Genomic DNA, 21,912 nt, shown 5'->3' with positions numbered 1-21,912 from the left:
TTCGTGTCGCGCGCGGCGCCAGCCGCGTGCACTCTCCGTTCGCGTGCCGTCCGGCCGCGCGCCTCGTTGCGCGCGCCGCCGTCGATCGCACGTGCCGACTCTCCGCAACCGACAGGAGTGCAGATGAACTCAGACGACAGTAGTCGATTACCGCTCGCCGGTGCGACGCTGCGCATCGACATGCCGACCGCATCACGCGCGCCGGCGAGCGTTCCCGCCTTTACCGATCCACAGCCGATCGCGCCTGACGCGACGCGGCGGGGAGCGCTCGTGCGTCGATAACGTCACGGCCGCTCCCCGCCCGCCGCCTCGTGCGCAAGGAGCGACTCATGACAACACGACACAACACCTCTCAGAAGAAACAGCGCGGCTTCATCAAGGCCGGCGCCGGCCGGCAGAACGAGCCGCGCATCATGCGCGCCGCGCAGGAAGCGGCCCGCCCGCTCGAAGATACGCTGAAGGCACTGCACACCAGCACGCGCGGCCTCACCTACGACCAGGCCGCCGACCGCCTGCAGCACTACGGCCCGAACGAGATCGCGCACGACAAGCCGCCGCACTGGACCCGCCAGCTGCTGCTCTCGTTCCACAACCCGTTCGTCTACGTGCTGCTGGTGCTGGCCGCCATCAGCTTCTTCACCGACGTCTACTTCGCGGCGCCCGACGATCGCGACTACGTCGGCATGACGATCCTGCTGACGATGGTCACGATCAGCGCGCTGCTGCGCTTCGTGCAGGAATTCCGGTCGCTGCGCGCGGCCGAGAAGCTCAAGGCGATGGTCCGCACGACGGCCACCGTGCAGCGTTCCGTGACCGACACGTCCGAGCCGACGCGCCGCGAAGTGCCAATGCGCGAAGTCGTGGCCGGCGACATCGTGCACCTGTCGGCCGGCGACATGATCCCCGCCGACGTGCGCCTGCTCGCGTCGCGCGACCTGTTCATCAGCCAGGCCGTGCTGACCGGCGAGGCGCTGCCCGTCGAGAAGTACGACACGCTCGGCGCAGTGGCCGGCAAAACCGCGAGCACGAACGCGGCCGGCCCGGCAAGCGATGCGTCGGCGTCGCTGCTCGATCTCGAGAACGTCTGCTTCATGGGGACCAACGTCGTCAGCGGCACGGCGACGGCCGTCGTCGTCGCGACCGGCGAGGACACGTACTTCGGTTCGCTCGCGCGCAACGTCGTGAGCCACAAGCGCATCGAGACGAGCTTCGATCGCGGCGTCGCGAGCGTGAGCTGGCTGCTGATCAAGTTCATGTTCGTGATGGTGCCGATCGTGTTCATGATCAACGGGCTGACCAAGGGCGACTGGCTGAGCGCGCTTACGTTCGCGCTCGCGGTGGCCGTCGGCCTGACGCCCGAGATGCTGCCGATGATCGTCAGCGCGAACCTCGCGCGCGGCGCGGTCGCGATGGCGCGCCGCAAGGTCGTGGTCAAGCGGCTGAACTCGGTGCAGAACTTCGGTGCGATGGACGTGCTGTGTACCGACAAGACCGGCACGCTCACGCAGGACAAGATCATCCTCGAACACCACCTCGACCTGTCCGGTCACAAGAACGAGGAAATCCTGCGGCTCGGCTGGCTGAACAGCTTCCACCAGAGCGGCCAGAAGAACCTGATCGACATCGCGGTCGTCGCGCGTGCCGACGAGATCGGCGAACGCGTGAAGCCGCAGGGCTACAAGAAGATCGACGAGCTGCCGTTCGACTTCGTGCGGCGCCGCCTGTCGGTCGTCGTCGAGGACAGGCACGGCACGCACCTGCTGATCTGCAAGGGCGCGGTCGAGGAAATGCTCGCCGTGTCGACCCACGTGCAGGACGAAGACGGCGTACGCCCGCTCGACTTCGTCGCGCGCAAGCGGCTGCTCGAACAGGCGACCGCCTACAACGAGGACGGCTTCCGCGTGCTCGTGCTCGCGACGCGCACGATCGCACGCGGCGACGAGCGCGCACAGTACCGCACCGCCGACGAACACGATCTCGTCGTGCGCGGCTTCCTGACCTTCCTCGATCCGCCGAAGGAATCGGCCGCACCGGCGCTCGCCGCGCTGCGCGAGAACGGCGTCGCGGTGAAGGTACTGACGGGCGACAACCCGACCGTCACGATGAAGGTGTGCCGCCAGGTCGGCCTCGAACCGGGCAAGCCGATGCTCGGCACGGAAATCGAAGCGCTCGACGACGACACGCTCGCCAAGGTCGTCGAACGCACGACCGTGTTCGCGAAGCTCACGCCGCTGCAGAAAGCGCGCATCGTCAAGGCATTGCAGGCGAACGGCCACACGGTCGGCTTCCTCGGCGACGGCATCAACGATGCACCGGCGCTGCGCGACGCCGACGTCGGCATCTCGGTCGACAGCGGCGCCGACATCGCGAAGGAAACCGCCGACATCATCCTGCTCGAAAAGAGCCTGATGGTGCTCGAGGAAGGCGTGATCAAGGGCCGCGAGACGTTCGGCAACATCCTGAAGTACCTGAACATGACGGCCAGCTCCAACTTCGGCAACGTGTTCTCGGTGCTCGTCGCCAGCGCGTTCCTGCCATGGGAGCCGATGCTCGCGACGCAGCTGCTCGTGTTGAACCTGATCTACGACACGTCGCAGATGCTGCTGCCGTGGGACAAGATGGATCCCGAGTTCCTGAAGAAGCCGCGCAAGTGGGAAGCCGGCAACATCAGCCGCTTCATGCTGTGGGTCGGGCCGACGTCGTCGGTGTTCGACATCACGACCTACATCCTGATGTGGACCGTGTTCGGCGCGGGCGCGCTGTATCACCTGAACGGCGGGACCGGCGGCCAGATCGTGATGAACTCGGGCTGGTTCATCGAGAGCCTCGTGTCGCAGACGCTCGTCGTGCACCTGCTGCGCACGCAGAAAATCCCGTTCCTGCAGAGCACGGCGTCGCTGCCGGTGCTGCTGTCGACCTTCACCGCGATCGCGATCGGCTGCTGGCTGCCGTTCTCGCCGTTCGCGGAAGCGATCGGCTTCATGCACCTGCCGGGCACCTACTGGCTGTGGCTCGCCGCGACGATGGTCGGCTACATCGTGCTCGCGCAGATCGTCAAGACGATCTACGTGCGCCGCTACAAGCAGTGGTTCTGATTCCGTCCTGATGACAACGTGCCGGCGCGACGCATGCGCCGAGCCGCTACACGACGGGCCGCATCAGCGGCCCGTTTTTCATTCATCAAGCGTCGTTCGCGCCGAACAGTTGCGCGCACACCGCGCGCCCTTCGTCGGTCAGCGCAGCGCTGCCGGTGCCGTCTTCATTCAGCGTCGTCGCGCTCAGGCCCGCGGCGTCGAGCTGCGTCAACACACGGCGCAGCGTACTCATCGGCAGTTGCGTGCGCTTCGCGATCTTCGGCAGCGACCACGTCTTGCCGGCCGGATCGTTCGCGGCCTCGTTCAGCGTCGCGAGCGTCGCGACGAGTGCGGGATCGAGCGGGGATTCGTCGGATTCTGAAGTCATCGGTTCGGGGTCATCCGCCGGCAGCGGGCCGGCGTTCGGTCAGGAAAGGTCATCGCGGACACTATACGCCGCGTCATACGCCCTTGAGTGCCGTGCGCATGAACGACACGAAACGCGTGGTGACGGGATCGTCGCGATCCGACAGCCACGCGAGCCCCACGCGCCACTTCGCGTCGCGACCGTCGAGCGGTATCACCGTCGCATCGCGCAGCAGATACTGCGCGCTCGACGGGATGAACGCGACGCCCACGCCGGCCGCGACGGACGTCAGCACCGACTGCACGTCCTCCGCCTGCTGCGTCACGTGCGGCACGAAGCGGCGCTCGACGCACCACCGGTCGATCTGCGCGGCCAGCCCCGGGCCGCGCGCACGCTGCAGCGCGATGAAGCCGATCTCGTTGAGCACGTCGAGGTCGGCCGGCACGCGCTTGAAGCCGAGGTGCGGAGGCACCGCGAGCGCGAGCGATTCGTCGATCACCTTGAACGACGACACGCCGTCGTCGGACGGCAGACGCAGGAACCCGGCGTCGAGCTTGCCCGCACGCAACCGGCGCGTCTGCTCGGACGACGACAGGTCGCTCAGCGTGACCGCAATGCCCGGATTGCGACGTCGAAACTCGGCGATCAGCTTCGGCACGAGCGTCAGCACGGACAGGCAGATGCCGAGCCGCAAATGACCGCGCTGCCCGCCGGCTGTCTCACGCGCACGCGCGAGGATCTCGTCGGCGTCGCGCACGAGCGCCTGCGCATCGGGCAGGAAGCGTTCGCCGAACGACGTCAGCTCCGCGCCGTGCCGGCCGCGCTCGAACAGCTTGCCGCCGAGGCTCGCCTCGAGCGCGCCGATCTGCTTGCTCAGCGCCGGCTGGCTCATGTGCAGCGCATCCGCGGCGCGGCTGAAATGGCACAGCTCGGTGACCGTCAGGAACGTGCGGAGCAGTTTCAGTTCCATTCTTCAAAAGAATCGTATTGATCGAAATATTCATTTTACTGATCGAATCCGATAGCGTCCAATACGGACATGCCCTTCCCGGAATTCACCGTCATGTCTTTCGATCAAGCCGTTGAATGCGTGGCCCAGCCGTCATGCGATGCCGCGGACGCAAACGAACCCGCTGCCGCAACCGATGCGCACGCGCCGAAACGTCGCGCCGGACGCGTCGACGGACGCAGCCGCCGTTTCCGCTTCGGCGATGCGATCGAAGACCCGACGCCGCGCGCCGTGACGGGGTCGATCGCGATCAGCTTTGCGGTCGTGTCGCGGCGGAACTGGCCGCGCTGAACGGCCAGCCTGCACGGCCGTCACCACACGCGCACCACCCGCACCATCTCAACAGGCAGATCGAAAACACGCCGAATCCGCCTGCATCACGCGTCATTGCGACTCATCCCATCGTCATCGCCACGCGATCGACCGTATAATTTCCCGCACCCGCTGACCGCCCATGCATTCCGCGCAGCCGCATCGCGCGTGAAAAGGAGACTTTCGCTTGACCGGCCTCATCGCGCGCCTGCCTCGCGCCCGGACCACCGTGATCCTCGCCCTCTCGTTCCTGCTGCTCGCGTTTGCCACGAACGCGTCCGCGCAACGCGTGCAGCCGCATCGCACCGCACATGCCCACGCGCATGGCCACACGAAGGCCGTCAAGAAGAAACCCCACCGCAAGAAAAAGGCCGTCAAGCAGCGCCGCCCGCGCGTCACGCATCAGGCCGCCAAACGTCACGCCGCACCCGCACCGCAACCGCGGCGTGCGAAACGCACGGCGGCCGTACGGCCGCGCCCGCCCGCGAAACCGAAGCTGCTCGCCAGTTGCGGCTTCACGCCGCGCGCGGTCGGGTCGCTGCATTCACGCGCGGCCTACGTGCTCGACGTCGACTCCGGCACACCGCTGCTGGCCCGCAACGCGCGCACCGTGCGACCGATCGCGTCGATCTCGAAACTGATGACGGCCGTCGTCGCGCGCGATGCCGATCGTCCGCTGAACGGCGTGCTGCGCGTCACCGCGCACGATCGCGACACCATCAAGTTCACCGGTTCGCGCCTGCAGGTCGGCTCGGAACTGTCGCGCCGCGACATGTTCCATATCGCGCTGATGTCGTCGGAGAATCGCGCGGCCGCCGCGTTGAGCCGCGACTATCCGGGCGGGCGCGCCGCGTTCGTCAAGGCGATGAACCGCGAAGCGCGCCGGCTCGGCATGCGTCATACGCACTTCCGCGAGCCGACCGGCTTGTCGCCGCACAACGTGTCGACGGCGGAAGATCTCGCGCGACTCGTCGGCGCGGCCGCGCAAGATCCGCTGATCCGCTATTTCTCGACGGACACGTCGACCACCGTGCGCCCCGGCGACGGCGAGCTCGTGTACGTGAATTCCGACCCGCTCGTCCGCTACCGCCGCCTGCCGATCCGGCTGCAGAAAACCGGCTTCATCAACGAGTCGGGGCACGGCGTCGTGATGCGGATGCGCGTGAAGGGCCGCCGCGAAACGGTCGTGCTGCTCGGCGCGCCGACGCGTGCCGGCGTATCGAGCGACGCGCTCAAGATCCACCGCTGGTTGTCCTGCTCGATCCAGTAAGCACGCGCAGGCAGCCGTTGCGTTCACCCGACGGGAGCGATGCCATGCAGGATGAATACCGCTTCAACGCGTTCGGACGGCTGCTCGCCGTCGTGCGCGCGAACGGCCGATGGGCTGTGTTCGACCTCGGCACCGAAGGCAAGCGGCGCCCGGCCAACCTGCAGATTCCGTCGGCGCTCGCCGCGGACGAACTCGCGCAATACCTCGGCGACCTGCTGCACGAAAGCGCGACCCCGAAATACAACGAAGTCGTCCCGGTCGACCCGCGCCGCGCGTGATCGCGCGATGGACCGCTCCGTCGCGCAGCGGGAAATTCAACAGTTAAACTTGCAAGTTTAACTGTCGTATTCTATGATCCGCCGCATGAACCCGCCACGCAAACCCGGCGTTTCCGCCGACACCGTCGCCGCCGACCTGACCCTCGCGGTCGGCCAGCTGATCCGCCGGCTGCGCTCCGAGATCGAATCCGAAGGGCTCGGCATGTCCCAGACCAGCGCGCTCGCGCGGCTCGAACGACACGGGCCGATGACGACCGCCGACCTCGCGCGCGCCGAAGCGATGAAGCCGCAATCGATGAAGGCGATTCTCGCGAGCCTCGAGGAAGATGCGCTCGTCGAGCGCGAGCCGCACCCGACCGACGGCCGCCAGATCCTGTTCAAGCTGACCCAGGCCGGCCTCGACGCACGGCGCAAGCGCAACGCCGCGAAGCACAAGTGGCTCGGCGCCGCGATCGACAAGCTCGATCCCGAAGACATCGCCACGCTCGCCGCGGCGATCCCGCTGATCCGCCGCATCGGCGACCAATGAATCCGGCCGGCGCGCCGCGCGGCATCCGCGCGCCCGGCTTTCCCCGCCCTTTTTCACGGAGCCCCGTCATGAGCGCAACCCGTCTCGACACGAACACGGCACTGGTCGTCATCGACCTGCAGAAAGGCATCGTCGCCCTCCCCACCGCCCACCCGGTCGCACCGGTGATCGCGCACGCCCGCACGCTGCTCGACGCATTCCGCAGCCGCGGCCTGCCGGTCGTGCTCGTCAACGTCGCCGGCGGTGCGCCGGGCCGCACCGAGCAAGCGCCGCGCACGGCGCAACTCCCCGCCGACTGGGCCGAACTCATCCCCGAACTGGACCGCCGGCCGAACGACCACGTCGTGACGAAAAAGACCTGGGGCGCATTTACCGGCACGGATCTCGACGCTCACCTGAAGGCGGCCGGCGTCACGCAGATCGTGCTGACCGGCGTCGCGACGAGCATCGGCGTCGAATCGACCGCCCGGCAGGCCCACGAACTCGGCTACAACGTGACCCTCGCCGTCGACGCGATGACCGACCTCAGCGCGGACGCACACGTGAACAGCATCGAGCGCCTGTTCCCGCGCCTCGGCGAGACCGGCACGACGCAGGACATCGTCGCGCTGCTCGACCGGCGCGACGCGTGAGCGACCAGCACGCGAAGCCGGCGCCGGGCCATGCGGCCGGCCGGCTCGACCCGTCGATCTGGAAGGTCAGCGCGGTCGCGACGCTCGGCTCGCTGCTGTCGCAACTCGACGCGACGATCGTCAACGTGTCGCTGTCGAGCCTCGCGACCGACCTGCACGCGAGCCTGTCGACGATCCAGTGGGTGACGAGCGGCTACCTGCTCGCGCTGACGCTGGTGCTGCCGCTGAACGGCTGGCTGGTCGACCGCATCGGCGCGAAGGCGCTGTATCTGTGGTGTTTCTCGGCGTTCACGCTCACCTCGGCGCTGTGCGGGCTCGCGTGGTCCGCACCTTCGCTGATCGCGTTCCGCGTGCTGCAAGGCGTCAGCGGCGGGTTGCTCGCGCCGATGGCGCAGATGATGATCGCGCGCGTCGCCGGCCAGCAGATGGCGCGCGTGATCGGCTACGCGGCGGTACCCGTGCTGCTTGCGCCGATCCTCGGGCCCGTGGTCGCCGGCGCGATCCTGCAGCATGCGTCGTGGCGCTGGCTGTTTCTCGTGAACCTGCCCGTCGGCGCGCTTGCGCTCGCGCTGGCCGCGCGTTTCCTGCCCCGTGACCACGACGATGCGCATCGGCGCGAACTCGACTGGGTCGGCCTCGCGCTGCTGTCGCCCGCCCTCGTGCTGTTCCTGTACGGCGCCGAACGGATCGGCTCGGCGCTCGGCGTCGCCGCGGTCGGCTGCTCGGCGCTGCTGCTCGCCGCGTTCCTGCGCTTCGAACGGCGCAAGGGCGAACAGGCACTGATCGATCTCGCGCTGTTCCGCTCGCGCATGTTCGGCGCGGCGGCCGGCACGCAGTTCCTGTCGAACGGCGCGATGTACGCGGGCCAGATGCTGATCCCCGTGTTCCTGATCCAGGCGTGCGGGCGTTCGCCGGGCGAGATGGGCTGGCTGCTCGCGCCGCTCGGGCTCGGCATGCTCGTCACCTATCCGTCGATGGGCGCGCTGACGAGCCGGTTCGGCGTGCGCCGGCTGGCCGCGGCCGGCGCCTTGCTCGCGCTCGTCGCAACGCTGCCGTTCGTGGTCCTCGCGCTGACCGGCTACGACCCGGTCGTGCTCGTACCGGCGCTGTTTCTGCGCGGCATGGGCCAGAGCGCGATCGGCGCGCCGTCCATCTCCGCCGCGTATGCGTCGGTCGAACGCCGCAACCTGCCGATGGCGACGACGTCGCTCAATATCGTGCAGCGCCTCGGCGGCCCGACGTTCACGACGATGTGCACGCTGTTCCTCGCGTGGCGGCTGCACGTCGAATCGGCGTCGGCCGGCGGCTCGCAGGCCGTCGCGTATGCGTGGGCATTCGGCCTGCTGTGCGCGCTGCACGCGGCGAGCTTCATCACGACGCTGTGGCTGCCGTTGTGGTCGAGCGGCGCCGGTGGCCGGCCTGCCGGCGCCGTGCGGGCCGGTTAGCACTGAACAGGGGGAGCGCCGCGCAGTGTGCGCGGTCTCCTGCTACGGCAGCCACATCGGCACGATCGACACCACGAGCAGCAAGCCGAGCCCGACATTCAGGCAGCGCCACTGCCGCTCCGTGCGCAACACGCGTGCAAACAGCAGCCCCGCGAAACACCACAACGACAGCGACGCCATCGCGGCCACACCGAACGCGAGCCCGAGCAGCACGCCGAGCCGCGCCGGCCCGGACGCGAGCGCCGCGAACGACGCGGCCGCGCCGAGCGTCATCGCCCAGCCCTTCGGGTTGTGCCAGAGCATCCACACGCCGCTGACGAATCCCTGCGGCCGCTGCACGGCGGCATCGAGCCGCGGCTTGCCGCCGCGCCCGATACGCACGGCCAGCCACATGAGGTACAGCGACCCGACCGCCTTCATCGCGAGCTGCAACGCCGGCAGTGCGAGCAACACACTGCCAAGCCCGGCCGCCGCGGCCGCCGCCATCGACGCCAGGCCGGCCGCGATGCCCGCCATCAGCGGCAGCGAACGCCGGTAGCCGAAATGCGCACCCGACGCCGTCGCGAGCGTCGTCGCACCGCCCGGCGTCACGGTGGATACGATCACGAACAGCATCAGCGGCAGGTAGTCGTGAAGCGGCACGGCGGCTCCCGGTTGTCGTCGTCGAAGCCCCGTTTTACCCGCGATTCATCCATTACGACAGTGAAAGCTTCTTATGTCTGCCATTAGCGTTCATAATGTGACGCATGGCTCGCAATCTCGACATCGCGCTGCTGCGCGCATTCGTCTCCGTCGCCGATCATCGCAGCATGACGGCGGCCGGCCACGCGCTGCACCTGACGCAAGGCGCGATCAGCCAGCAGGTCGCGCGGCTCGAAACGCTGTCCGGCCCGCTGTTCGTCCGCGAGCATCGCAACCTGCTGCTCACGGCGACCGGCGAGCGGCTGCTCGAACAGGCGCGCCGGCTGCTCGCCGTACACGATGCGCTGCTCACCGACCTGACGGCCGGTGCGGTGGAAGGCGCGGTGCGCCTCGGTGCGCCGCAGGATCTGGTCGGCACCTGTCTCGCGCCGATCCTGAAAAGCTATGCGCAGGCGCATCCGCAAGTTGAGCTCACGCTCGTGTGCGCGGCGTCGCCGGAACTGCGGCGCGGGCTCACGCAGGGCGACCTCGACGTCGCGCTGATCGAGGCGCCGGTCGGATCGTCGCGCGGCGAGTGCATCGCCGTCGACCGGCTGGTCTGGGTCGGCGCGAAAGGCGGCGCCGCGCATCGCACCACGCCGCTGCCGGTGTCGATGGTCGCGCAGACCTGCGCGTTCCGCCCTTCCGTGCTCGACGCGCTGCGCGGCTGCGATCGCACGTGGCGCACCGTGTTCGAGAACGGCAGCTTCGACGCAACGGCCGCGACCGTGCGCTCCGATCTCGCGGTGACCGTCTGGCTCGCGTCCACCGTGCCGGCCGACCTCGACATCCTGCCGGCCGGCAGCGGCCTGCCCGCGCTGCCGAATTTCTCGATCAACCTGCACGTGCCGCGCGGCCAGCGCACGCCGGCCGCGACGGAACTGGCCCGCTACCTGCGCAACGGTTTCGCGCGCCTGCGCACGGCTGCGTAGCGCCCGTTCGCGCTACACGGTGCCCGGCTCCTGCGGCGCGGGCGTCGTGCCGGCCGCCTCCAGCGCCTGATGCAGCGTCGCGAAGATGCACGACGCGCCGACGACCTCGGTGATCCCGTGACGATCCATGTCCGCACGCAGATAGCGATTCACGCGCCCGAACAGCACGCCGATCCCGCGCGCATGCAACATCTTGACGAGATCGGTCAGCGTCCGCGCGGCCGAATAATCGACGTCGGTGATCGCGCCCGCGTCGACGACGAACCAGCGCGGCCGCACCGGCGCCGCGTCGACGAGCTCGGTGATTTCGCCGGCGAACAGATGGTCGTTCGCGAAGAACAGGTCGGAGCCGAACCGGTAGACGATCAGCCCCGGCGCCGTCATCGCACCGCGCCGCGTGGGCACCGGCTGCCACCGCCCATCGCCCGCGACGGGTTCGAGCACCATCGTGTGCGGCTGGTAGCTGTGGCGCACGTGCCGCATCAGCGACAGCGCCACGGCCAGCAGGATGCCGTGTTCGACGCCGACGGTCACGACGGCCGTGGCCGTCACGAGCGCAAGCGTGAATTCGCCGGGGCTTTCCTTGCGGATCGCCGCGAGGCTGCGCACGTTGATCAGCCCGAGCGCGATCGTGAACACGATGCCGGCCAGCACCGCATGCGGCAGATACTGCAGGTAGGTGCTGAAGCACAGCAGCACGACGGCCACGACGGCGGCGAACGCGAGATGCCCGATCTGGCTGCGCACGCCCGCGCCGTCGGCCATCGCTGTTTGTGTCGGGCTGCCGTTGACGACGAATGCACCGCCGACCGCCGCCGCCGCATTCGCGGCCGCGAGGCCGAGGATGTCCGCGTTGGTGTCGACGTCTTCGCCGTATTGCTGCGCGAACACGCGTGCGGCCGCCGCGCTCTGCGCGATGATCATCACGAAACACGACGCGGCGACCGGCACGAGATCGAGGAACTGCTGCCACGTGACGGACGGCCAGCGCAGCGGCGGCAAGCCGCCCGCAACAGGCCCGAGCACCGCGATGCCGTGCGCGGAGAAGCCGAACCCGTCACTCGCCGCGATGCTGCCCACGACGACGATCATCGGCATCGGCACGCGCGGCAGGAACCGCTTGCACGCGAGAATCGCGACGACCACGAGCGCCGCGAGCGCGAGCGTCGGCCGGTTCGTGTGGACGAGATGCGTGACGACGTAGTCGAGTTGCGCGAGGCTGCGCGACGCCGGGTACGGCACCGCCAGCCCGAGCATGTCGCCGAGCATCGCGATCGACACCTGCACGCCGACGCCCGCGAGAAAGCCGACCAGCACCGTGCGCGACAGGAAATCGGCGAGAAAACCGAGCTTGAAGACGCGCGCGAGCAGCAGCATCGCACCGGTCAGCAGCGCGACCATGCCGGCCAATGCCGCATATTCCGCGCTGCCGGCCGGCGCCATCGACGACAGCCGGCTCGCGAAGATCGTTGCGGTCGCGGAATCGGCGGCGACCACGAGATGACGCGATGCGCCGAAGCACGCGAACGCGATGAGCGGCAGGAACACCGTGTAGAGGCCCGTGACGGCCGGCATCCCGGCGATGCGCGCATAGCCGAGCACCTGCGGGATATCCATCGATGCGAGCGAAATGCCCGCGAACACGTCGCGGACGGCGCCTGCCCGGCGGATCGGGAGAATGCCTTTCAGCAGCCGCACGCCCGACGGGCGGCTTTCGTTGGAATCTTGCATGCGTGAAATGCGTGAGGTCGAAGTGACGAGGATCGCGAAGGCTTTCGCGCATCGTGCCTCGGGCGAGCCTCGCATGGCAAGTACGGCCTTTCACCCTCACCTCGATGCAGAGGATACCTGCACAATGGTGAACGTATTCGGGAGCCGGTTGACGCGGCATCCACGACACGCGCCCGGAACCCGATGGCACAATCACGGTCCCTTTCATGTGCCCTTCACCGGGCGCGCGCCGCGTCGCGGCGCCGATTCAACGCACGAGAAGGCCCCTGTTAGCCGCTATGACCCTGAACGAATCCTGGTTGACGCCGCTCGTCGGCATCCTCATTCTGCTCGCCGCTGCCGGCGCCATCACCGCCGCCGTCCATTTCCTGCTGTTTCGCGTGGTCGCGCGCCTCGCGCGGCTGTCCGCCACGCGCGTCGACGACGCGCTGTTCGAGTTCGGCGCATTCAAATGGCTGAACCGCATCGTCCCGTTCGTCGTGATCAAGCTCGGGCTCGGCGCGGTGCCCGGCATTCCGGAGCGCGTCGCGCAGGTCACCGACAAGGTGCTGTTCGCGCTGATCGTGTTCCTCGTCACGATGACAATCAGCGCGACGCTGTCCGCGCTCGAGCACACGCACCGCACGCACCAGCGCGACCAGCCGCGCCTGTCGCTGAAAGGCGCGATGCAGCTCGTCAAGCTCGTGATGTTCATCACGGCTGCGCTCGTCGTGATCGGCGATGCGACCGGCAAGCAGATCGGCCTGCTGCTGTCCGGCATCGGCGCGATGTCCGCGGTGCTGATGCTGATCTTCAAGGACACGCTGCTCGGCCTCGTCGCCGGCGTGCAGCTGTCGTCGAACGACATGCTGCGGATCGGCGACTGGATCACGATGCCGTCGGCCGGCGCGGACGGTACCGTCATCGACATCACGCTGAACACGGTCAAGGTCGCGAACTTCGATCACACGATCATCACGGTGCCGACGTGGAAGCTGATCACCGAGAGCTACCAGAACTGGCGCGGGATGACCGAAGCGGGCGGCCGCCGCATCAAGCGCGCGCTGTTCGTCGATGCGACGAGCGTGCGCTTTCTGTCGAACGACGAGATCGAACGGCTCGAGCGCCTGACGCTGCTGAAGGACTATCTGGAGGACAAGGTCGACGCGATCGAGCAATGGAACGGCACGCTCGGCGCGGCCGGCGACTGCCCGGCGAACCGGCGCCAGCTGACGAATCTCGGCACGTTCCGTGCGTATGTCGCGAACTACCTGAAGGGCCATCCGCGCATCCGCCGCGACATGACCTGCATGGCTCGGCAACTGCCGCTCACGGCCGAAGGCATTCCGCTCGAACTGTACTGCTTCACCGACACGACGACGTGGGTCGACTACGAGGCCATCCAGGCCGACCTGTTCGACCACCTGATCGCGGTGCTGCCGGAGTTCGGGCTGCGCGTGTACCAGCACCCGTCGGGCTTCGACATGCGGCAGATGGGCGTCGCCGCACAGGCCGGGTTGCAGGCGCCGCACGCGGGTTGAGGCACTGCACGGCCGCGCTCACCGCGCCGCGCACTCCGACGCGAGCCGTCCCAGCACCTTCAATGCGTCCTCGATCTGCCGCGACCACGGATAGCTGTAGTTGAGCCGGATGAAATGCCGGTAGTCGGTGCCGGCCGAGAACATGTGGCCGGGCCCGACCGTGATCCGCTGCGCGAGCGCGAGCGTGTACAGCTTCATCGCATCGACCTGCGGCGGCAGCTCGACCCACAGCACATATCCGCCCTGCGGCTGCGACAGCCGCGTGCCCTCCGGGAAGAAGCGCCGCACCATCGCGCTCATCAGGCTCGCCTGCTGCGCGTACTGCTTGCGCATGCGCCGCAGGTGGAAATCGTAGCCGTCGTGTTTCAGGTACTCGGCGATCGCCAGTTGCTCGATCGCGGGCGTCGCAAGCGTGTTCAGGAATTTCAGCTTCTCGACCTGGTCGCGGTAGCGGCCCGGCATCGCCCAGCCGATCCGGTAGCGCGGCGACAGGCTCTTCGTGAACGACGCGCAATGCAATACGAGCCCGTCGCGGTCGAACGACTTCAGCGCGCCCGGCGTCGTGTCGCCGAAGTGCAGCTCGTGATAGACGTCGCTCTCGATCGCCGGCACGCCGTGCTTCGCCAGCAGCTCGACGAGCGCGCGCTTGCGCGCATCGGACATCTGGAAGCCGAGCGGATTCTGAAAATTCGGCATCACCATGCACGCCGCGATGCGCTCGCGCTCGAGCACCCGTTCGAGCGCGTCGAGATCGATGCCTTCGCCCGGGTGCGTCGCGACTTCGAGCGCGCGCATGCCCATCCGCTCGATCGCGTGCAGCATCGCGTAGAAAGTCGGCGATTCGACGGCGATCGTGTCGCCCGGCTTCGCGACGGCCTGCAGGCACAGGTTGATCGCCTCGGTCGCACCGATCGTCATCACGATCTCGCCCGGCTCGACCGCGATCCCGCGCTCCGCATAGCGCCGCGCGATCTGGCGGATCAGTTCCTGGTTGCCGGGCGGCAGGTCGTCGATCACGCCCCAGCGCGTGCGGCGCCGCCCGATCGCCTGCGCATAGCGCGCCAGGCGCTGCACCGGGAATTGCGACGCGTCGGGGTACGGCGAGCCGAGCGGCACCGCGTCGTCGCGCGCGATCGAGCGCAGCGTCGACAGCACGAGCCGGCTCACGTCCACGGCCGAGGGCTCGGCCGTCGGCGCCGACGTGTGCAGCTCGGCCCCGGGCGGCGCCGACGCGCGCGCCCGGACGAAATAGCCCGATTGCGGCCGGCTCTCGATCAGTCCGCGGCTTTCCAGCACGAGGTACGCGCGCAGCACGGTCGTGACGCTCAGCTGCTGCTGCCGGCTCGCGTGCCGCACCGACGGAATCCGCTCGCCCGGCCGGTACACGCCACGCTCGATCTGCGCCTGGAGATCGTCGGCCAGTTGTTCGTAACGCTTCACGCGCCTCCCTTTCAGCTTCCCTTCAACAACACAGTTGCGATCCGCACTGTATGAATGGCCGAAACTGTACTCTTTTTTGAAGTGAACAGGTGTACACACAGCCGGACGGGTGCCGCGCGTACTCTGCAGCCATCGACCCCGACACCCGCATCATGAAAAAGAAATCCGCCACCGCGCGCATCGAACCGTACACCCACCCGGCCGCCGGCTGGGGTGCGCTGAAAGCCGTCACGATCAACCTGATCAAGGAAAAGGTCGCCGGCGGCAACTACCGGACGCTGCTGCGCCAGAACCAGCCGGACGGCTTCGACTGCCCCGGTTGCGCGTGGCCCGACCGCCAGCACGCGTCGACGTTCGAATTCTGCGAGAACGGCGTGAAGGCGGTGGCCGCCGAAGCGACGAGCAAGCGCGTGACGCCCGAGTTCTTCGCCGCGCACACGGTCACCGAGCTGCTCGACCAGTCGGATTTCGAACTCGAGCAGCACGGCCGGCTCACCGACCCGATGGTGTACGACGCGCGGACCGACCGCTACGTGCCGATCGCGTGGGACGACGCGTTCGAGCTGATCGCGCGCCACCTGCGCGCGCTGCCCGACCCGAACCAGGCCGCGTTCTACACGTCCGGCCGTGCGAGCAACGAAGCCGCGTTCCTGTACCAGTTGCTGGTGCGCCTGTACGGCACGAACAACTTCCCCGACTGCTCGAACATGTGCCACGAGGCGACGAGCCGCGGGCTGCCGGCGTCGGTCGGCGTCGGCAAGGGCACCGTCACGCTCGACGATTTCGAGCACGCGGACACGCTGCTGATCTTCGGCCAGAATCCGGCGACCAACCACCCGCGGATGATGGGCGAGCTGCGCGAATGCGCGAAGCGCGGCGCGACGATCGTGTCGATCAACCCGCTGAAGGAACGCGGCCTCGAACGCTTCGCCGATCCGCAAAGCCCGATCGAGATGCTGACGATGTCGGGCACGAAGATCGCGTCGACGTTCATCCAGCCGACGATCGGCGGAGATTTCGCGCTGATCAAGGGAATCGCGAAGCGCGTGCTCGAACTCGACGATGCCGCGCGCGCCGCCGGTGCGCCGCGTGTGCTCGACACCGCGTTCATCGATGAGCACACGGCCGGCTTCGACGCGTTCGCCGACGACCTGCGCAACGAAAACTGGTCCGCGCTGACGGCCGAAAGCGGCGTGCCGTACGAGCAGATCGACGGCCTCGCACAGCTCTATGCGCGCAGCGAACGCGTGATCGCGACGTGGGGCATGGGCATCACGCAGCACAAGCATTCGGTCGCGACCGTGCAGATGCTGACGAACCTGATGCTGATGCGCGGCAATATCGGCCGCCCCGGCGCCGGCCTGTGCCCGGTGCGCGGCCACTCGAACGTGCAGGGCAACCGCACGGTCGGCATCGAGGAAAAGCCGTCGCAGGCGTTCCTCGACCGGCTCGGCCACGTGTTCGACTTCGAACCGCCGCGCCATCACGGCTACGACGTCGTCGAGACGATCGAAGGCATGCTCGAAGGCCACGTGAAGGTGCTGATCGGCCTCGGCGGCAACTTCGCGATGGCGACGCCCGACACGCCGCGCACCTGGGAAGGCATGCGCCGCTGCGACCTGTCGGTGCACATCACGACCAAGCTGAACCGCAGCCACCTGATCCACGGCCGCGACGCGCTGATCCTGCCGACGCTCGGCCGCACCGAGATCGACCTGCAGGACAACGTCGCGCAAGGCGTGACGGTCGAGGATTCGATGAGCATGGTCCACGTGTCGTACGGGATGAACAAGCCGGCGTCGCCGAACCTGATGTCGGAGCCCGCGATCGTCGCGCACATGGGTCATGCGCTGTTCGGCAGCGGCAAGGTCGACTGGCTCGCGTACAAGGACGACTACGCGAAGATCCGCGACGCGATCGAAGCGACGCTCGACGGCTTCTACGACTACAACACGCGCATCGCACGGCCGGGCGGCTTCCACCTGCGCGTCGCGTCGCGCGACCGCGAATGGCTCACGCCGACCGGCAAGGCGAACTTCATCGCGCACGCATTGCCGACCGACACGCCGATCCAGCGCGCCCGCGCGCTGCACGGCGAACGGCTGATGACGCTGATGACGACGCGCTCGCACGACCAGTACAACACGACCGTCTACGGGCTCGACGACCGCTATCGCGGCGTGTTCGGCCAGCGCCGCGTGGTGTTCGTCAACCGCGACGATCTCGCGATGCTCGGCCTGAAGGCCGGCGAATGGGTCGACATGGAAACTGTGTGGCACGACGGCATCGAGCGGCGCGCGGACGGCTTCCTGCTCGTCGAGTACGACATCCCGCGCGGCTGCATCGGCGCGTACTACCCGGAAACCAACCCGCTCGTGCCGCTCGACAGTGTCGGCGACGTGTGCAACACGCCGACGTCGAAGTCGGTGCCCGTACTGCTGCATCGCGCGGCCGCGCCGGCGTCGATCGCCGCCTGACGGAGCGCGACGATGATCGTTCGTCCGCGCGAGCACTGGCTGCGGATGCTGCTCGTCTGGAACGGCTCGGTGCTGCCGACCATCCTGCCGCAGCTCGTGCTGACGCTCGCGATCAGCCTCGTCGCGGTGTGGGGCGGCGGCCGCGTGCTCGGCGAGAAGGTGCCGCTGAACCCGACGCCGTTCACGTTGATCGGCCTCACGCTGGCGATCTTCGCGGGGTTTCGCAACAACGCGAGCTACGAACGCTACCGCGAGGGCCGGCAACTGTGGGGCGGCGTCCTGACCGCCACGCGCACGCTGGTCTCGCAGGCGCTCTGCTACGGCGCGGTCGATCGCGACGATGCATCGCGGCGCGCATTCGTGCGGACGGTCGTCGCGTTCGTCTATGCGCTCAAGCATCAGCTGCGCGGCACCGATCCGGCCACGGACCTGCGCGGTCTGCTCGACGAGGCCACCTATGCGCGCATCGCCGGTGCGCGATTCCGCCCGGTCGTCATCGTGCACGCGCTGCGCGAAACGTTCGCCGCACGCGCCGACGCGGGCCGTCTCGCCGAGACGCGCCTGTGGATGCTCGATGCGCGACTCGACGATCTCGTGTCGATGGTGAGCGGCTGCGAGCGGATCGCGTCGACGCCGATCCCGTTTTCATACGACGTGCTGCTGCACCGGACCATCTATGCGTACTGCGTGCTGCTGCCGTTCGGCCTCGTCGACTCGATCGGCGCGGCGACGCCGTTCGTCACCGTATTCGTCGCCTATACGCTGATCGCGCTCGACGCGATCGCGCATGCGATCGCCGAGCCGTTCGGCGACGGGCCGAACCATCTCGCACTCGATGCGATGACGCGACAGATCGAGCGCACGCTGCTCGAACTGAACCACGAGCCGCTGCCGGCCGAAGTGACGCCCGGCCGCGCGTACCGCCTCACCTGACCCTCGCCCCGCTCAGTCGCCGCGGCCGCGCAGGAAGCGGCCGTGCTCGGCGGCTGCGTCGGCGATCCGCCGCAACAGCACGACGCCGCGCAGCAACGCGTGCGCATCGTCGCCGTCGCGCACGGCCGCGCGCCGCCGCAGCACGCGCGCCGCCGCGTCGCAGGTCCGGTCGAGTTGCGCGACATCCGCCCGCGCGACGCGCCCGCGCACCACGGCCGCCGCACGGCGCGCTGCGGGCTCGCGCGATGCCAGTTCGGCGAGCGACAGCAGGCTGTCGCCGATTCCCCAGATCGCGAGCAGGTCGCGCATGTCGCGCTCGATCAGCGTCTGCGGCAGGCTGCCCGCGAAGCCGAGTTCGCGCGCGAGACGATCGGCCGTCCGGCTCAGCCACACGCTCTCCGGCCACGCGCGCGGGTCGCGTGCGATGCCGGCCAGGTCGCGGCGCACCGCGCGATGCAGCCGCCGCCGGCTTGTGCCGGGATCGCCGGGAAACACCAGCGCGAAGATCAGCGCGCCGAACGCGATGCCGAGCATCGTGGCGAGTGCGCTGTTCAGGAACGCGGCGTCGCCGATGCGCACCGTATTGTCCGGCGACGTGAAATTCCAGAAGAAGATCGCGAATGCGCTGCCCATCGCGGCCGTGCGCGGATGACGCATCGCGATGCCGTTGGCGACCAGGAATACGCCGAGGATGGTCGCGAGCATCTCGAAGCCCGACACCGCGGGCAGCAGGATGAAGTTGCAGACGACGCCCGCGACCGCCGCGCATGCCGTGCCTTTCAGGAAGCCGACGGCCGCGCGCACCGAGTTCGGGCGTGTCGAGAACAGCGCGCCGACCACCGCCGTGATCGCGACGAAGCCCGCGCCCGACGGCCATGCGGTGACGATCCAGATCGCCGACGCGGCCAGCACCGCGATGAACGCGCGGATGCCGTTGTGGCACGCGAGCACCGGATCGTGGTGGAACGCGTAGCGCACGCGCGCAGGCGGCGGCTCGGGCCGGTCGAGCAGCGTCCGGCTCGCGAACGCACGATCGAACCCGGCGAGCAGCGCCGCCAGCCGGTCGAGCGTGAGCAGGCGCGACGTGTCCGGGCCGATCTGCGCGGCGGCCTCCGCGTGCAGGGCGTCGTCCACACGCGCACGCAGTGCCGCGATCTCGTGCCCCGCATCGCCCGAAGCGGCGACACCGTCGAGCACGCGCGCGACCTCGTCGACCAGCGGATCCGTCGCATCGCCGGCTCGCGCCGCATGCTCGCGAATCGCCTGCCCGGCGGCCTGCGCGGTGAGCACACCCAGCGCCGCCGCGCGCAGATGGCCGATCGCGTTGCGCACGGGCGGTGCGCCTGCCGCCGCATACTCGGCCGCCGTGTCGAGTTCGAACGCATCCGCAAACAGGCGATGCACGGCCGCGCCGTTCGGCTCGCGGCGCAGCGCGCCCGCGCCGACCGCCACCGCGCGGTCGAGATAACGCGCGAGGTGGGTCCGGACGTCCTTCAACGGCGCACCCGGCGCAAAGACCGTTTCGACCAGCGCGCCGCACAGGATGCCGACCACCACATACAGGAACCGCGCGACCGCGATGTCGAACGCGTGCAGCGGCGCCGATACCGCATCCATCGCGATGATCGCGGCCGTATAGCCGGCGAGCACCGCCGCATACGCGCGGAAATTCCGCTGGAACGTCGCGACGCCCGCGCACAGCCCGATCCACGCGGCAAGCGCCAGCAGGAACAACTCGGGCGTCTGCGCGAATGCGCCGGTCAGCACGAGCGCGACGGCCGCGCCGATCGCGGTGCCGAGAATCCGGTACTGGCTCTTCGACAGCCCCATCCCGCGGCTGCCCTGCGCGACGATCCACACGGTCGACGCGGCCCATTTCGGATCGTCGAGATTCATCCGGAACGCGATATAGAGCGCGAGCAGCGACGCGGCCGTATTGCGCAGCGCGAACGCGAGCGCGCCGGGCGGCAACGTCGGGCGCGCATCGCGCAGCGCGGCCCGGACGGCCGCGAGCGGCGGCACGCTGGGGAGAGCGAATTTCATCCGGCGAGCATACGATCGCGCGCCGGCCGCCACTACGGGGCGGCGGCGGGATGCGTTATTGCACCGGGCAGGATAATCGGCGCGACCCGCTGCGATCCGGCGCGCGACGGTAAGATGCGCGCAGAACGAACCTCGAAACGCCCCGTATGGACCTCGAAAGCATCCGGATATTCTTGCGCGTGGTGGAGCGCGGCAGCTTCACCGCCGCCGCCACGCAACTCGACATGCCGCTCAGCCGCGTGAGCCGCAAGGTCAGGCAGCTCGAGGACGACCTCGGCGTCCAGCTGCTGTACCGCACGACGCGCCGCGTGTCCGTCACCGAAGCCGGGCGCGACTATTACGAACGCTGCCTGCGCGCCGAGGAAATCCTGCTCGACGCCGACCGCCAGGCCCGGGCGCTGCGCACCGAGCCCGAAGGCACGCTGCGCGTGCTGGTGCCCTACGCGATCGGCCTGATCGAACTGGAGCCGGCGCTCGCCGAGTTTCGCCGGCGCTACCCGCTGGTGCAGCTCGTGCTGATCTACGACAACAGCCCGCTCGACCTCGTCGAGCACGGCTTCGACGTCGCACTGCGCACGGGCGTGCTGACCGATTCCGGCTATGTCGCGCGCTCGCTCGGCTGGTCGCACGCAAAGCTCGCGGCCAGCCCGCACTATCTCGACCGGGCCGGCCGGCCGCAGACGCCGCAGGATCTCGCCGGTCACGACATCCTGTTCGTCGGCCGCGACACGCCGGGCCTGACGCTGCGACTCACCAACGCGGCCGGCGACGTGGCCGATGTGCCGGTGCGGCCGGTGCTGATCTCGAACGAATCGGTCACGGTGCTGCGCCAGGCCGCGAGCGGCGGCGGCATCGCGCTGATCTCCACGCACTTCACGACGCGGCGGCTCGCCAGCAACGAACTCGAAATCGTGCTGCCCGACTGGCACCGCACCGACGACGTCGAGCTGCACGCGCTCTACCCGAAGCGCGCGACGCTCGACAGCAAGGTGCGCGCGTTCGTCGAGTTCCTGACGGAAGTCTTCACCGCGTGGCGGACCGCGCCGTAACCGGCGGCACCGGCGACCGGCCATCGATGCCCATCGGCTGCATTATTGCGGCGCACGAAAGGAACTAATGAGCGCGCGAGCGTTGATCGCCGTGCGCCGCATCGTTAGCCTGTGCCCATGCCAAATCACCACACACGCTACGGCAGCCACGTGCCCGCTGCCCGCCGACGCGTCACGCGCGTCGCGCCCT

General features: G+C 68.7%; 19 protein-coding genes. 13 read left to right on the top strand and 6 right to left on the bottom strand.

The window, feature by feature from the left end:
* The first annotated feature begins 123 nt into the window (after positions 1-123).
* The gene (locus AC5LXX_RS22150) at positions 124-282 is read left to right on the top strand and encodes a hypothetical protein (protein WP_185658078.1); all 159 of its coding nucleotides are present in this window, start codon (positions 124-126) and stop codon (positions 280-282) included.
* A gap of 47 nt (positions 283-329) precedes the next feature.
* Entirely contained in the window at positions 330-3,095 is a 2,766-nt protein-coding gene (gene mgtA, locus AC5LXX_RS22145; protein ID WP_493413167.1) for a magnesium-translocating P-type ATPase, read from the top strand.
* An 85-nt stretch (positions 3,096-3,180) separates the two neighbouring features.
* On the opposite strand, the gene AC5LXX_RS22140 is transcribed toward mgtA, so the two are convergent.
* Positions 3,181-3,462, bottom strand: coding sequence for a transcriptional regulator (locus AC5LXX_RS22140; RefSeq protein ID WP_493413166.1), 282 nt, complete (start codon positions 3,460-3,462; stop codon positions 3,181-3,183).
* 73 nt (positions 3,463-3,535) lie between these two features.
* Positions 3,536-4,411: a LysR family transcriptional regulator gene (locus tag AC5LXX_RS22135; RefSeq protein WP_493413165.1), complete on the bottom strand. Its 876-nt coding sequence runs from the start codon at positions 4,409-4,411 to the stop codon at positions 3,536-3,538.
* A gap of 51 nt (positions 4,412-4,462) precedes the next feature.
* Here AC5LXX_RS22135 and AC5LXX_RS22130 point away from each other — a divergent pair, with 51 nt between their 5' ends.
* From AC5LXX_RS22130 to AC5LXX_RS22105, 6 genes are all read left to right on the top strand, one after another.
* The gene (locus tag AC5LXX_RS22130; protein WP_493413396.1) at positions 4,463-4,741 is read left to right on the top strand and encodes a hypothetical protein; all 279 of its coding nucleotides are present in this window, start codon (positions 4,463-4,465) and stop codon (positions 4,739-4,741) included.
* Between the two features lie 208 nt (positions 4,742-4,949).
* The gene (locus tag AC5LXX_RS22125) at positions 4,950-6,032 is read left to right on the top strand and encodes a serine hydrolase family protein (RefSeq protein ID WP_493413164.1); all 1,083 of its coding nucleotides are present in this window, start codon (positions 4,950-4,952) and stop codon (positions 6,030-6,032) included.
* Between the two features lie 44 nt (positions 6,033-6,076).
* On the top strand, positions 6,077-6,310 hold the full coding sequence (locus AC5LXX_RS22120) for a DUF7661 family protein (protein WP_124446962.1): 234 nt from the start codon (positions 6,077-6,079) through the stop codon (positions 6,308-6,310).
* Between the two features lie 73 nt (positions 6,311-6,383).
* Positions 6,384-6,839, top strand: coding sequence for a MarR family winged helix-turn-helix transcriptional regulator (locus tag AC5LXX_RS22115; RefSeq protein WP_493413163.1), 456 nt, complete (start codon positions 6,384-6,386; stop codon positions 6,837-6,839).
* Positions 6,840-6,907: 68 nt separating this feature from the next.
* Positions 6,908-7,471 (top strand): isochorismatase family protein, encoded by a 564-nt coding sequence (locus AC5LXX_RS22110; RefSeq protein ID WP_493413162.1) that lies wholly within the window; start codon positions 6,908-6,910, stop codon positions 7,469-7,471.
* Positions 7,468-8,916, top strand: coding sequence for a DHA2 family efflux MFS transporter permease subunit (locus tag AC5LXX_RS22105; protein ID WP_493413161.1), 1,449 nt, complete (start codon positions 7,468-7,470; stop codon positions 8,914-8,916). Before AC5LXX_RS22110 ends, AC5LXX_RS22105 begins: the two co-directional genes overlap by 4 nt.
* Positions 8,917-8,958: 42 nt before the next feature.
* Here AC5LXX_RS22105 and AC5LXX_RS22100 read toward each other — a convergent pair whose 3' ends face one another.
* Positions 8,959-9,558 (bottom strand): LysE family translocator, encoded by a 600-nt coding sequence (locus tag AC5LXX_RS22100; protein WP_493413160.1) that lies wholly within the window; start codon positions 9,556-9,558, stop codon positions 8,959-8,961.
* Positions 9,559-9,662: 104 nt separating this feature from the next.
* On the opposite strand from AC5LXX_RS22100, the gene AC5LXX_RS22095 reads away from it, so the two are divergent.
* Positions 9,663-10,529: a LysR family transcriptional regulator gene (locus tag AC5LXX_RS22095; RefSeq protein ID WP_493413159.1), complete on the top strand. Its 867-nt coding sequence runs from the start codon at positions 9,663-9,665 to the stop codon at positions 10,527-10,529.
* A gap of 12 nt (positions 10,530-10,541) precedes the next feature.
* Here the strand turns inward: AC5LXX_RS22095 and AC5LXX_RS22090 are convergent, their stop codons facing one another.
* Positions 10,542-12,260 carry a SulP family inorganic anion transporter gene (locus tag AC5LXX_RS22090; RefSeq protein ID WP_493413158.1) on the bottom strand — a complete coding sequence of 573 codons (1,719 nt, stop codon included), beginning with the start codon at positions 12,258-12,260 and terminating at the stop codon, positions 10,542-10,544.
* A gap of 278 nt (positions 12,261-12,538) precedes the next feature.
* Here AC5LXX_RS22090 and AC5LXX_RS22085 point away from each other — a divergent pair, with 278 nt between their 5' ends.
* The gene (locus tag AC5LXX_RS22085; protein ID WP_493413157.1) at positions 12,539-13,780 is read left to right on the top strand and encodes a mechanosensitive ion channel family protein; all 1,242 of its coding nucleotides are present in this window, start codon (positions 12,539-12,541) and stop codon (positions 13,778-13,780) included.
* Between the two features lie 18 nt (positions 13,781-13,798).
* Here AC5LXX_RS22085 and AC5LXX_RS22080 read toward each other — a convergent pair whose 3' ends face one another.
* Positions 13,799-15,220 (bottom strand): aminotransferase-like domain-containing protein, encoded by a 1,422-nt coding sequence (locus AC5LXX_RS22080; RefSeq protein WP_493413156.1) that lies wholly within the window; start codon positions 15,218-15,220, stop codon positions 13,799-13,801.
* A gap of 152 nt (positions 15,221-15,372) precedes the next feature.
* Between AC5LXX_RS22080 and AC5LXX_RS22075 the strand changes: the two genes are divergently transcribed.
* Together AC5LXX_RS22075 and AC5LXX_RS22070 are read left to right on the top strand one after the other, a co-directional pair.
* On the top strand, positions 15,373-17,697 hold the full coding sequence (locus AC5LXX_RS22075; RefSeq protein ID WP_493413155.1) for an FdhF/YdeP family oxidoreductase: 2,325 nt from the start codon (positions 15,373-15,375) through the stop codon (positions 17,695-17,697).
* Positions 17,698-17,709: 12 nt separating this feature from the next.
* On the top strand, positions 17,710-18,630 hold the full coding sequence (locus AC5LXX_RS22070; protein ID WP_493413154.1) for a bestrophin family protein: 921 nt from the start codon (positions 17,710-17,712) through the stop codon (positions 18,628-18,630).
* A gap of 12 nt (positions 18,631-18,642) precedes the next feature.
* Here the strand turns inward: AC5LXX_RS22070 and AC5LXX_RS22065 are convergent, their stop codons facing one another.
* Complete coding sequence (locus AC5LXX_RS22065; RefSeq protein WP_493413153.1) at positions 18,643-20,673, bottom strand: FUSC family protein; 2,031 nt, start codon at positions 20,671-20,673, stop codon at positions 18,643-18,645.
* A 146-nt stretch (positions 20,674-20,819) separates the two neighbouring features.
* Here AC5LXX_RS22065 and AC5LXX_RS22060 point away from each other — a divergent pair, with 146 nt between their 5' ends.
* Positions 20,820-21,722: a LysR family transcriptional regulator gene (locus AC5LXX_RS22060; RefSeq protein ID WP_493413152.1), complete on the top strand. Its 903-nt coding sequence runs from the start codon at positions 20,820-20,822 to the stop codon at positions 21,720-21,722.
* Positions 21,723-21,912 lie beyond the last annotated feature (190 nt).

The sequence above is a fragment of the Burkholderia torrens genome (genome assembly GCF_984668525.1).
This window is presented reverse-complemented; position numbering and strand designations above follow the sequence as displayed.